General features: G+C 73.8%; 11 protein-coding genes. 4 read left to right on the top strand and 7 right to left on the bottom strand.

Annotated elements, in window-relative coordinates; translation table 11 throughout:
* Window positions 1-71: 71 nt before the first annotated feature.
* The 4 genes from ABRQ22_RS12480 to ABRQ22_RS12495 are packed head-to-tail and all read left to right on the top strand — an operon-like array spanning window position 72 to window position 2474.
* Entirely contained in the window at window positions 72-848 is a 777-nt protein-coding gene (locus tag ABRQ22_RS12480) for a DUF881 domain-containing protein (protein ID WP_253051600.1), read from the top strand.
* A complete protein-coding gene (locus tag ABRQ22_RS12485; RefSeq protein ID WP_353706956.1) occupies window positions 845-1624 on the top strand; it encodes a class E sortase in 780 nt (259 codons plus the stop codon). Before ABRQ22_RS12480 ends, ABRQ22_RS12485 begins: the two co-directional genes overlap by 4 nt.
* A complete protein-coding gene (locus ABRQ22_RS12490) occupies window positions 1624-1818 on the top strand; it encodes a hypothetical protein (protein ID WP_353706957.1) in 195 nt (64 codons plus the stop codon). The genes ABRQ22_RS12485 and ABRQ22_RS12490 overlap by 1 nt, the downstream gene beginning before the upstream one ends.
* Entirely contained in the window at window positions 1815-2474 is a 660-nt protein-coding gene (locus ABRQ22_RS12495; RefSeq protein WP_253051603.1) for an aminodeoxychorismate/anthranilate synthase component II, read from the top strand. Before ABRQ22_RS12490 ends, ABRQ22_RS12495 begins: the two co-directional genes overlap by 4 nt.
* Before the next feature lie 150 nt (window positions 2475-2624).
* Here ABRQ22_RS12495 and pknB read toward each other — a convergent pair whose 3' ends face one another.
* From pknB to ABRQ22_RS12530, 7 genes are all read right to left on the bottom strand, one after another.
* Window positions 2625-4688: a Stk1 family PASTA domain-containing Ser/Thr kinase gene (gene pknB, locus ABRQ22_RS12500; protein ID WP_353706958.1), complete on the bottom strand. Its 2064-nt coding sequence runs from the start codon at window positions 4686-4688 to the stop codon at window positions 2625-2627.
* A 110-nt stretch (window positions 4689-4798) separates the two neighbouring features.
* Window positions 4799-6400 (bottom strand): protein kinase, encoded by a 1602-nt coding sequence (locus ABRQ22_RS12505; RefSeq protein ID WP_353706959.1) that lies wholly within the window; start codon window positions 6398-6400, stop codon window positions 4799-4801.
* Window positions 6397-7863: a penicillin-binding protein 2 gene (locus tag ABRQ22_RS12510; protein ID WP_253051606.1), complete on the bottom strand. Its 1467-nt coding sequence runs from the start codon at window positions 7861-7863 to the stop codon at window positions 6397-6399. The genes ABRQ22_RS12505 and ABRQ22_RS12510 overlap by 4 nt, the downstream gene beginning before the upstream one ends.
* Window positions 7860-9515 (bottom strand): FtsW/RodA/SpoVE family cell cycle protein, encoded by a 1656-nt coding sequence (locus ABRQ22_RS12515; protein ID WP_353706960.1) that lies wholly within the window; start codon window positions 9513-9515, stop codon window positions 7860-7862. Before ABRQ22_RS12515 ends, ABRQ22_RS12510 begins: the two co-directional genes overlap by 4 nt.
* On the bottom strand, window positions 9515-10930 hold the full coding sequence (locus ABRQ22_RS12520) for a Stp1/IreP family PP2C-type Ser/Thr phosphatase (protein WP_353706961.1): 1416 nt from the start codon (window positions 10928-10930) through the stop codon (window positions 9515-9517). Before ABRQ22_RS12520 ends, ABRQ22_RS12515 begins: the two co-directional genes overlap by 1 nt.
* Window positions 10931-10936: 6 nt before the next feature.
* Window positions 10937-11440: an FHA domain-containing protein gene (locus ABRQ22_RS12525; protein WP_353706962.1), complete on the bottom strand. Its 504-nt coding sequence runs from the start codon at window positions 11438-11440 to the stop codon at window positions 10937-10939.
* A gap of 10 nt (window positions 11441-11450) precedes the next feature.
* Window positions 11451-12158 (bottom strand): DUF3662 and FHA domain-containing protein, encoded by a 708-nt coding sequence (locus tag ABRQ22_RS12530; RefSeq protein WP_047230883.1) that lies wholly within the window; start codon window positions 12156-12158, stop codon window positions 11451-11453.
* Window positions 12159-12239: the final 81 nt, after the last annotated feature.

A 12239-nucleotide genomic window follows, 5' to 3' on the forward strand; every position in this document is an offset into this window, starting at 1 on the left:
CGACAGACGCGCGGCCGAGACACGTCGGAGAGACGGTCGACGCCCTCGTCCGCCCAGGAAGGAGACGGTCCGTGAGCGGCACCGACCCCGCCTCCGCGACGCCGGACGAGCCCGCCGCGCCCCCGCGCTCGCGCCGGGTCCGGTCCGCCGTGACGGTCGCCCTCGTCCTCGCGCTCGCCGGCGTCATGTTCACCGCCAACGCGCGCCTCGCCCGAGGCGAGGACTCGCGTCACCCCGAGAACCTCGCCCAGCTCGTCGACCGCGAGTCGGACCGCGTGGCGGACCTCTCGGCCCAGGTCGACGCGCTCACGGAGGAGATCGCGGGACTGTCGCAGACCGGCGACGCGCCGGCCGGCGTCGACCCCGACCTCGCGTCGCGCACCGCCGTCGCGGCGGGCACGACGCCGGTCAGCGGCACGGGCCTGACCGTCACGCTCGACGACGCCCCGCCCGAGGGCAACTACCCGCCGCAGATCCGTCCGGACGACCTCGTCGTGCACCAGCAGGACATCCAGTCCGTCGTCAACGCCTTGTGGGCCGGCGGTGCGGAGGCGATGACGCTCCAGGGGCAGCGGGTGACCGCGACGTCGGCGTTCCGGTGCGCGGGCAACATCCTCCTGCTGCACGGACGCGTATACTCGCCGCCCTACGTCGTGGAGGCCGTGGGCGACCCGGACGCGCTGCGCGACGCCCTGGAGCGCTCGCCGGGCGTCCAGGTGTACCAGGAGTACGTCGACGCGGTGAACCTGGGCTGGTCGGTCGAGGACACGTCCGACCTCGAGCTCCCCGGCTACGAGGGCGCGCTCGAGCTCCGCTACGCGCGCCCGTCCGACGCGGTGGCGTCGTGACGGCCACGGCGCCCACGCCGGTGCGGCACGCGGGCCGCCGTGCCTCGGGGCGCGGCCCCGTGTCCACGGTCGTCGGCGTCGTCGGGGAGCTGCTCATCACGCTCGGCATCCTGCTGGGGCTGTACGTGGTGTGGCAGCTGTGGTGGACGGACGTGCAGGCGGACCGGGTGCAGGCGCAGGTGTTGGAGGAGATGGGTGCGCCCACGCCGGACGCGGGCGACGTCGCGACGACCGTCCGGCGGGACGAGCCTCCGGTCATGGAGGCGCTGGCGCTGGGCGAGGTGTGGGGCACGCTGTACGTGCCGCGGTGGGACGGGAAGATGATGCCGATCGCGGAGGGGACGGACAAGCGGACGATCCTCGACCAGGGCCAGGCGGGCCACTACGCGGAGACGGTCATGCCGGGCGACGTCGGGAACTTCTCCCTCGCGGGCCACCGGCAGACGTACGGCAAGATCTTCCACGACGTGGAGGAGCTGCAGGTCGGCGACCCGATCGTCGTGGAGGCCGGTGGGATCTGGTACGTGTACCGGGTGGACCACCTGCAGGCGGTCAAGCCTGACCAGGTGGAGGCCGTGGCGCCCGTCCCGTGGCAGCCCGGCGTCGAGCCGACGGAGCGGTACCTCACCCTGACGACGTGCCACCCGATCGGGCTGAACTCGCTCGTGGCACGGTTCATCGTCAACGCGAAGCTGGACTACTGGATGCCGGTCGAGGACGGCACGCCGCCGGACCTGGTCGGCCAGACGGCTCCTGCCGCTGAAGGGAGCGCGTGATGTACGGGGCGCTGTGGCGCGTGCTGCCCGGGCCCGCGTGGGTCCGGGTGCTGATCCTGCTCGTCCTCGCGGCCGCCGTCGTGCTCGCGTGCTTCGAGTGGCTGTTCCCGATCGTGTCCGAGTACATGCCGTTCAACGACCCCAACATCCAGACCGACGCCGCCGGCGCAGCGTCCGTGGAGGCCCCGCGATGACCCACCCGACCCGCATCCTCGTCGTGGACAACTACGACTCGTTCGTCTACACGATCGTGGGCTACCTCGACCAGCTCGGCGCCCAGACCGTCGTCGTGCGCAACGACGCCGTGCCCGAGCCCGACGCCGAGGGCCGGTTCCACGACGCCGACGGGACCGTCTTCGACGGCGTCCTCGTCTCGCCCGGGCCCGGGACGCCCAAGGAGGCCGGCCAGAGCGAGCAGGTCATCCGTGCGTGCGCGACCTCGCGCACGCCGATGCTCGGCGTGTGCCTCGGCCACCAGGCGCTCGCCGAGGTGTACGGCGCGACGGTCACGCACGCCCCCGAGCTCATGCACGGCAAGACGAGCCTCGTCGAGCACGAGGGCGAGGGCGTCCTCGCCGGGCTCCCCGACCCGTTCACCGCGACGCGCTACCACTCGCTCGCCGTCGTGAGCGACACGGTGCCCGCCGAGCTCGAGGTGACCGCCTCGACCGCCGGCGGCGTCATCATGGGCCTGCAGCACCGCGACCTGCCCCTGCACGGCGTCCAGTTCCACCCGGAGTCCGTGCTCACCGAGGGCGGCCACCGCCTGCTCGCGAACTGGCTCGAGGCCTGCGGGCTCGACGGCGCCGTCGAGCGCTCGGCGGGCATGGCACCGCTGGTCCGCCAGTAGACCCGGGAGCCGACCCGTCCGCGGGCCACGACACGGGCCCAGGACTCCGGCGCCGCTGGTCCCGGCTGCTGACCGCTCGTCCTCCGGACGACGACGGGCCCCCACCTCGCGAGGTGGGGGCCCGTTCGTCATACCGAGCCGGGCGGCGCGTCAGCCGTCGTTGTTCCCGCCGCCGCCTCCGCCGCCCCCACCGCCGGGGCCGCCGCCGTTGTCGCCACCGGTCGACGGGCCGGGGCCGGTCGAGACGATGAGCGAGACCTGGGTGCCGACGGGAACCTCGGAGCCACCCCGTGGGTCCGAGCCGATGACCGTGCCGGCGGGCCACTGGTCGGACTCCTGGGTCTGCCGGGTGCCCACGTTGAGCTCCGCGCCGCCGAGCGCGTCCGCCGCCTGGTCCTCGGTCATCCCGACGAGGTTGGACGGGACCGTCGTCGTCTCCGCGGCACGCGGGATCGCGACCTTGAGGGTCACGCGCGACCCCTGGGGGACGCTCCCGGCGTTGGGCTGCTGCGAGAGGACCTGGTTCTCGGCCTCGTCGGACTCCTCGTCGCTGCGGTCGACCCCGAGACCGAGGGCCTCGATCGTCGCCTTCGCGGCGTCGAACTGCTGACCAGTGACGTCAGGCAGGGTGACGAGCCCGCTCGACACGAACAGGTTGACCGTCGACCCGGCGGGCACGGACTGGCCCGCGCCCGGGTCCGTCTGCGTCACGGACCCCTTCGCGACGTCCGGGGAGTCCTCCGTGGCGACGTCGCCGACGTTGAGACCGTTGTCCGCGAGGTACTGCCGGGCCTCCTCCTGGGTCTTGCCCTTGAGATCCTGCAGCGTGACGGCGTCCGGTCCGGCGGAGAAGAACGCCGTGACGGTCGAGCCGAGCTCCTGGGTGGTGCCTCCCGCGGGGTCGGTCCTCGTGAACGTCCCCTCGGGCTCGGTCGACTCCTGGTCGATGGCCTGCGCGTACTCGAAGCCGGCGTCGGTGATCGCCTTCTCTGCCTCCTCGGGCGTGATCGGCGCCGAGAGCGTCGGGACCGTGCCCGTCGTCGGCTCCTCCTCGCCCTGGCTGTTGATGACGAGCATCGTGATGATCGCCGCGAGGGCGAGCACGCCGATCGCGATGAGGGTCCACATGAGGCCCTTGCGGCTCTTGGGCTCCTCCTCGTCCTCCCCCGGGACCTCGTCCCCGGGCGGGACGGCCGGTGCGACGCTCGTCGCCCACGGGTTCGGGGCGGCCGCTGCGGGCGCCATGACCTGCGTCGCGGACTCGACCATCGTCGGCTGGAGATCGGCGGCCGCGGCAGCGGCACCGAGGCCCGCCGCGGCGGCGGCGACTCCGAGCGCAGGGGCCGTGATCGCCCCGCCGCGTACGGCGTTCTCGAGGTCGGCGCGGAACTCGGCCGCGTTCGAGTAGCGGGCCGTGCGGTCCTTGGCGAGCGCCTTGAGCGTGATGCGGTCCAGGACCTCGGGGACGTCCGGCGCGACGGCGCTCGGCGTCGCCGGGGCCTCGCGCACGTGCTGGTAGGCCACCGCGACGGGCGAGTCGCCGATGAACGGCGGGCGGCCGGTGAGCAGCTCGTAGAGCAGGCAGCCGGTGGAGTACAGGTCGGAGCGCGCGTCGACCGTCTCGCCGCGCGCCTGCTCCGGCGAGAGGTACTGGGCGGTGCCGATGACGGCCTGCGTCTGCGTCATCGTCGCGGCCGAGTCCGCCATCGCGCGGGCGATGCCGAAGTCCATGACCTTGACCGCGCCCGTGGGCGTGATCATGACGTTCGCGGGCTTGATGTCGCGGTGCACGATCCCGGCGTGGTGCGAGTACTCGAGCGCCGCGAGCACGCCCGCCGTGATCTCGACGGCCTCGTCGATGGGGACGGCCTGGCCGTCGCGCAGGATGTCGCGGACCGTGTGGCCCTCGACGTACTCCATGACGATGAACGGGACGTGCACCGAGTTGCCGGTGGCGTCCGCGTGGACGTCCTCGCCCGTGTCGTACACCGCGACGATCGCCGGGTGGTTGAGGGACGCCGCGGCCTGGGCCTCGCGGCGGAAGCGCGCGAGGAAGGTGGGGTCGCGGGCGAGGTCGGACCGCAGGATCTTGATCGCGACCGTGCGACCGAGGCGGTTGTCGTGCCCGATGTGCACCTCGGCCATGCCACCACGGCCGATGAGCTCACCGACCTGGTAGCGCCCGGCAAGCACTCGGGGAGCGTTGTCCACCACTCATTCGTCCTTCGGTGTCGTCGGAGCCGCGGGCGCGTCCGCGCGCGGCACATCTGGCGCAATCATCCCACTGGAGGGCGTCCGGGAAAGCCGGGAACACAACGATGTCGTCACGATGTCACCCGTCCGGAGGGCCCCGGGGAGCCCGACGCGTCGGCGTCGGTGACCGTCTCGACGACGGCCGCGGGAGCCGCGTCGGCGTCGCCCCCGTCCCGGTCCCCGAGGGAGGCGATGGTGGCGATCACGAGCACGAGCAGGAGGCCGAGGAGGGCCACCAGAGGCCACGTCAGGCCGTTCGGGAGCCCGCCGAGGCGCCGCCCCGTCGTGGTGGACGTGCGGCGCCCGGAGGACGACCGGGACGGGGCGGCCTGCGACTGCCGCCGGGCCTCGGCCCGCGTGGCCGGTGCCGCCGGCGGGGTGCTCGCGGCCGACCCGGAGCCCGGCCGCGTGCCGCCGCGAGCGGGCTGGGGGCGCCGCGACGAGCGGGTGCCGCCGTGCATCTCGCGGCGCGGCGGGTAGGCGCGGGGACCGGCCGGGTCGTCGCCCGCGGTCGTGGGGACGGGGCGCTCCCACGGCAGGGCGGGCCCGGGCGCGGGCGGCGTGTCGGACGGCGGAGCGGTCGCCCGCCCGACGGGCTCGGCGTCGCTCTCGGCGAGGTGGCCACCTGCGGGCTCGGCCGCGTGGGCGCCTGGTCGGGCCTCCGGGGCGATCCACGGCGTCGCGGGGTCGACCGGGTGCGGGTTGCGCACGGCGGCCGGGATGACGAGCGGCGTGATGACGGGCGCGGGGTCGGGCTCGGGTGCGCGCGGGGCGTCGTCCGCCGTCGTGCGGGCGCGCCGGCCGCGCCGGGTGTTGGCGGCCGCGCCGGCCCGGGCGGACCACGGGTCGGCCGCGAGGCGGGCCTGGATCTCCTCGAAGACGCGCGCGAGGGCGTCGGCCGGGTGCGGCCGGGCCAACGGGTCCTTGGCGAGCATGACCATGACGAGCTCGGCGAGCTCCGGGTCGACCGACGACGGGAGCGGCGGCACGGGCTCGTTGACGTGCGCGACCGCGATGTCGACCGGCGTGGACCCGGTGAACGGCCGGTTCCCGACGATCGACTCGTACGCCACGATGCCCAGCGCGTAGATGTCCGACGCCCCGGTGGCCGCCTGCCCGACGGCCTGCTCGGGCGAGAGGTACTGGGCCGTGCCCATCACCATGCCCGTCGCGGTCATCGGGACCTGGTTGGCCGCGAGCGAGACGCCGAAGTCGGTGATCTTCACGGTGCCGGAGCGGTCGATGAGGATGTTGCCCGGCTTGACGTCACGGTGCACGACGCCGGACAGGTGCGCGGCGTGCAGCGCGCGGGCGGTCTGCGCGAGGATCGGCAGGAGCCGCGCGGGCGGGAGCACGGGCTCGCGCTCCAGCAGGTCCGCCATGGGCTCGCCCACGACGAGCTCCATCACGAGGTACCCGGAGCCGTTCGTCTCGCCGTAGTCGTACATCTGCGCGATGTTCGGGTGCGAGAGCGCGGCGCTGTTGCGGGCCTCGGTCCGCAGGCGGTTGAGGAAGTCCTCGTTGCCCGCGTACTCGGTCCGCAGGACCTTGACGGCCACCTCGCGCCCGAGCGCGTCGTCGGCCGCGACCCAGACCTCGCCCATGCCGCCGACGGCGATGCGCCGCACGAGGCGGTAGCGGTTGCCGAGCGTCAGCCCCCTCACGGGCTTCATCCGTTCAACACCGCCTCCATGACGGCGCGCGCGATCGGCGCGGCGATCGCGCCGCCCGTCGCCTCGTTGCCGAGCGAGCCGCCGTTCTCGACGATGACCGCGACGGCGACCTGCGGGTCGTCGGCGGGCGCGAAGCTCGTGAACCACGCGTGCGGGGCGGCCTCGCCGCCCGTCTCGGCGGTGCCCGTCTTGCCCGCGACCTGCACGCCCGGGATCTGCGCCGCCTTCCCGGAGCCGTTCTGCACGACGCCGAGCATCATCTGCGTGAGCTGCTCGGCGGTCGACGGCGACACCGAGGTGCGCAGGCGGCGCGGCTCGGACTGGCGGACGACGTCGAGGTCGGGGTTGCGGATCGTCTCCACCGTGTACGGCGCCATCTGCACGCCGTCGTTCGCGATCGCGGCGGCGACCATCGCCATCTGGAGCGGGGTGACCTTGACCTCGCCCTGCCCGATGCCCGCGCGCGCGATGCCCGCCGGGTCGGCGCCCGGGGTGCCCTCGGCGGGGAACTGGCTCGGCGTGACGTCCATCGGGATCTCGAGCGGGGCGTCGAAGCCGAAGTCCTCGGCCTGGTCCCGCATCGCGTCCTCGCCGAGCGTCATGGCCAGGTCGCCGAAGGCGGTGTTGCAGGAGATGCGGAGGGCGTCGGCGAGCGTCATCTCGCCCGTGGGCGAGCAGCGGGTGCCGCCGAAGTTCTTCATCGTCTGCGTCGACTGCGGGTACGGGAGCTCGTCCGGGGCCGGGATCACGGTCTCGGCCGTGTACTGCCCGCTCTCGAGCGCCGCGGCCGACGTGACGATCTTGAACGTCGACCCCGGCGGGTAGGTGTTGCCCCGGATGGCCCGGTTCGACATCGGGTTGCCGTCGGCGTTGAGCAGCTCCTGGTAGCGCTCGCGCGCGAGGGCGGTGTCGTGCGTCGCGAGCTCGTTGGGGTCGTAGCTCGGCTTGGACACGAGCGCGAGGACGCGGCCGGTCTTCGGCTCGATCGCGACGACGGCGCCGCGCTGGTCTCCCAGGGCGTCCCAGGCGGCCTGCTGCGCTGCGGGGTCGATCGTCAGCTCGACGGACGCGCCCTGGGGCTGCTTGCCGGTGAACAGCGCGCTGAGGCGGTCGAGCCACAGCGAGCTCGCCTCGCCGTTCAGGTAGTCGTTCTCCTTGTCCTCGATCTCGGTGCGCCCGTTGGTGAGCGAGAGGAACCCCGAGACCGGCGCGTATAGCGGGCCGTTCGCGTACTGGCGCTGGAAGCCGAACGCGTCGTCCACCGGGGTCGACGAGGCGATCGCGTCGCCCGCGACGACGATCGGGCCGCGAAACTTGTTGTACTCGCGGTAGATCGTGCGGGCGTTGCGCGAGTCGTTGTTGAGCGAGTCCGCCTGGACGAACTGGATGTACGTCGTCGACACCATGAGCGCGAGGAACATGACGAGGACGACCGTCGCGACGCGACGCAGGGGGACGTTCACCGGGCTCCTCCCCAGGGGTCGGTCTCCGGGTGGGTGCCGTCGGGACCGGGGCGCCGCACGACCTCCGTGCGCAGCTCGTCGGGGTGGGCCGAGACGTCGCCGGTCTGCCCGACGGCGGGCTGCACGCCCGTCGTCGCGCGCGTCGGACCTGTGACGGGTCCTGCCGAGGCGCCCGCGGCGGGCGCCCCGACCGTGGTGGGCGCGTCGTCGGGCCGGGCACCGACGGCGGGAGCCCCGCCGCCCACGACCTCGACCGGCTCCGAGTCGGGGCGCGTGCGCGCCCCGCCGGGGGCCACCTGCCCGCGCACGGGCAGGGACGACGGCCGCCGCGCGTCGTCGGAGATGCGCAGCAGCAGGCCCACGACCAGCCAGTTCGCGAGGAGCGACGACCCGCCCTGGGCGACGAACGGCATGGTGAGGCCCGTCAGCGGGATGATGCGCGTGATCCCGCCGACGACGACGAAGAGCTGCCACGCCATGACGAACGCGAGCCCGCCGGCGAGGAGCTTGCCGAACCCGTCGCGGACGCCGATCGCGGTGCGCAGGCCGCGCTCCACGAGGATGAGGTAGGCGAGCAGGATGCCGATGAGGCCCGTGAGGCCGAGCTCCTCGCCGAGCGACGCGTAGATGAAGTCGGAGAACGCGTACGGGACCGTGCGCGGGTAGCCCGCGCCCCAGCCGGTGCCGAACAGCCCGCCGTTGCCGAGCGAGAACAGGCCGCCCACGAGCTGGCCCGAGCCGCCGGGGCTGCGGCCGAAGATCTCGGGGTCGAACGGGTGCAGCCACACGTCGACGCGCGCCTGGACGTGGCCGAACGTCGACGCCGCGAGGACCGCGCCGACCGCGATGAGCAGGAGGCCGATGACGACCCAGCTCACGCGCTCGGTCGCGATGTAGAGCATCGCGACGAAGAGCCCGAAGAAGAGGAGCGACGTGCCGAGGTCGCGCTCGAACACGAGGATCGCGAGCGAGACGAGCCAGACGATGATGATCGGCCCGAGGTCGCGCAGGCGCGGGAGCTGGAGCCCGAGCACCTTGGGCCCGGCGAGCGCGAGCGTGTCCCGGTTCGTCACGAGGTAGCCGGCGAAGAAGATCGCGAACGCGATCTTCGCGAACTCCGCGGGCTGGAGCGAGAAGCCGAAGACGTTGATCCAGATCTGCGCGCCGTTGATGCGCGTCCCCAGGCCCGGGACGAGCGGCAGCGCGACGAGCACGATGCCCGCGATCATCGCGGTGTACGTGTAGCGCCGCAGGGTCCGGTGGTCGCGCAGGAACCAGATCACGGCGAACGCGCAGAGGATGCCCAGCGCGGTCCACTGGAGCTGGCGCGGCGCGAGGTCCTGGGTCCCGCCCGTGACCTGCGAGCCGAGGTCGAGGCGGAAGATCATCGCGAGGCCGATGCCGTTGAGCGCGACGGCGATCGGCAGGATCACCGGGTCCGCGTACGGCGCCTTGAAGCGCAGCAGCAGGTGCGCGGCGCCCGCGAGCACCACGGTGCCGATGCTGTACACGTAGAAGCGGCCCGGGAGCTCGCCCGTGAGCTGGAGGCCCACGAGCGCGTACGCCCCGATGCCCAGCGCGAGCGCGAGGACGAGCAGACCGAGCTCCGCGCCCCGGCCGGGGCGCACCTCGGTGGTCTCCACCGTGGCCATCAGGCCCCCGAGCCGGCGCCGCCGGTGGGTGCCGGGGTCACGTCGGGCGCCCCGGCCTCCGGGGTCTCGGTGGCGCCCTCGGTGGGCGCCTCCGTGGTGTCGTCGGTCGCGGGCGCGTCGGTGGACTCCTCCGCGGCCTCGGCGACGAGGCGCTCCGCCCGCGCGCGGGCGTCCTCGAGCGACTCCGCGGGGATCGTGGTCTCCAGGCGGTCGACGACGTAGCCCGGCAGGTCCGTGACGCGCGTCCCCGTGAGCTCGATCGGTGTCGACAGCGTCACCGGGCCCGCGTTCTCCGGGATGCCGCGGAACACGGCGACCTGGCCGTCGGCGACGCCGACGTAGTACTGCGTCTGCGTCCAGCGGTAGCCCGCCCAGCCGGCCACGCCCAGGCCCGCGACGACGAGGAGGATCGCGACGACCGTGATCCAGCGGCGAGGCGCGCGGCCGGGCCGCACGTCGTCGTCGCCGTCCCCCGGGGTCTCGGCCGGGGCTTCGGCCCCCTGCGCGGGATCCGCCGCGCCGTCCGCGGCGGGCTCCTCGGTCGCGGCGGGCGCGTTCGCGCTCGCCATGAGGGCCGCCGCCCGGGCGGCGGGGCCGTCCGCGGCCGACGTCGGGGCGTCGCGGTCGATCGCGGCCGACCCGACGACCTGGGCCCCGGTGCCGGGCGCCGTGCCGTCGGGCAGCGTGTCGAGGTCCACGATGTCGGCCACCACGACCGTCACGTTGTCCGTGCTGCCCGCGCGCAGCGCGAGCTGCAGCAGGTGGTCGGCGCACTCGTCGACGTCGGGGGTGTCCGAGAGCGACTGGGCGATCGTCTCGGGGCTGACGAAGCCCGAGAGCCCGTCGGAGCACAGGAGCCAGCGGTCGCCCGGCTTCGCCTCGCGCACCGACATGTCGGGCGTGAGGTCGATGTCGAAGTCGCCGAGCACGCGCATGACGACGTTGCGCTGCGGGTGGGTCTCCGCCTCGTCGGGCGAGATTCGGCCCGTGTCCACGAGGTGCTGCACGAACGTGTGGTCGGTCGTGACCTGGGTGAGCTCGCCGTCGCGCAGCAGGTACGCGCGCGAGTCGCCGAGGTGCGCCATCGCGAGCTTGTTGCCCGCGCGCAGGATCGCGGTGACGGTCGTGCCCATGCCGACCAGCTCGGGGTCGGTCACGCTGCGGTCCACGAGGTCCTGGCGCGCGTGGTCGATCGAGCGCTCGAGCTCGGCGAGCGCGTCGTCCGGGCCGTGCGACTCGCCGTCGAGCGGTGCGAGCGCCGCGATGGCGATCGACGAGGCGACGTCTCCCCCGGCGTGGCCGCCCATGCCGTCGGCGACGACGAGGAGGTGCGGGCCGGCGTAGCCGGAGTCCTGGTTGTTGGAGCGCACGAGCCCGACGTCGGAGCGCGCGGCGTAGCGCAGGGCGATGTTCACTGCGGGCTACCTCTGCAGCTCGACGACGGACTGACCGATCCGCACCCGCGTGCCCGGACCCAGCGGCGTCACCTGGCCGATGCGCTGGTCCTCGACGTAGGTGCCGTTGGTGGAGCCGAGGTCCTCGACGAACCAGGACCCGTGCTGCGGGAAGATGCGCGCGTGGCGCGACGAGGAGTAGTCGTCGTCGAGCACGAGCGTGCAGCTCGGTGCCCGCCCGATGAGGATCGACGACGTCGTGAGGGGGATCGTCGTGCCCGTCAGCGGGCCGGCGGTGACGACGAGCCGCGACGGCCCGGCCGGCGAGGCAGGACGCGCGGGCTCGGGCGCCGCGGCAGGGGTGGGGCCCGACGTCGGGCGCGCGGCCTGCGCGGTGCCCTTGCGGCCCCGGCGCGGCGTGATCTTGGTGCCGTACAGGTCCCGACGCAGCACCCCGATCGCGGAGAGCACGAACACCCAGAGCAGCACCAGGTAGCCCAGCCGCAGCAGGGTGAACGTGAGGTCGGTCATGCGGGCCGGATCACCACTCCTCGTTGTCGGACGCGCCGGTCCAGAACATGATGCGGGTACGGCCGATCGTCAGGGAGTTGCCGTCCAGCAGCGTCGCGGCCGGCACCTGGTGACCCTCGACGAACAGGCCGTTGGTCGAGCCGAGGTCCGTCGCGATGACCCCCTCCGGCGTCACGCGGATCTCCAGGTGGCGGCGCGAGACCCCCGGGTCGTCGACGACGATGTCGGCCTCCGAGCCGCGGCCGATGACCGTGACCGGGCCCGTGAGCAGGTAGCGCTGCCCGTCGATGTCGACGAGCGGGTGCCGCGTGCTCGGGGACGCGGACGTCGCGGGCGCCACGTTGCCCCGCACGCTCGCCGAGCGGAGCTGGAAGCGGCCGACGTCGAGCGTGTCGTTCTGCTCGAAGCTCACGCTCACCGGGCCGACGAACGCGTAGTGCTGCGACGCCGCGTACTGCGTGACGTTCGACGCCAGCTCGTCGGCGAGCGTCTCCGCGCCCCACCCCTCGACCTGGCCGAAGTCGTCCACCGACAGCTCGATGGTGAACTCGTTGGGCACGACCGTGCGCTCGCGGTCCACGACGGCGGCGCGGTCGTCGACCTCGCGCCGCAGCGCGCTCGCGAGCTCGACGGGCTTGACCTCGCTGCGCCCGACCTTGGCGAACGCGTTGTTCACCACGCGCTCCACGCCCTTCTCGAAGCGGTCCAGGACTCCCATGCCACCTCCTCCCTCGTGCTCGCTCGTGCCGCGGCTCGCGCCGCGCGGTCGTCGTCTGCTCCTCCGGACGTGCTCCTGGTG

Source organism: Cellulosimicrobium sp. ES-005 (assembly GCF_040448685.1).
GTDB lineage: Bacteria > Actinomycetota > Actinomycetes > Actinomycetales > Cellulomonadaceae > Cellulosimicrobium > Cellulosimicrobium cellulans_G.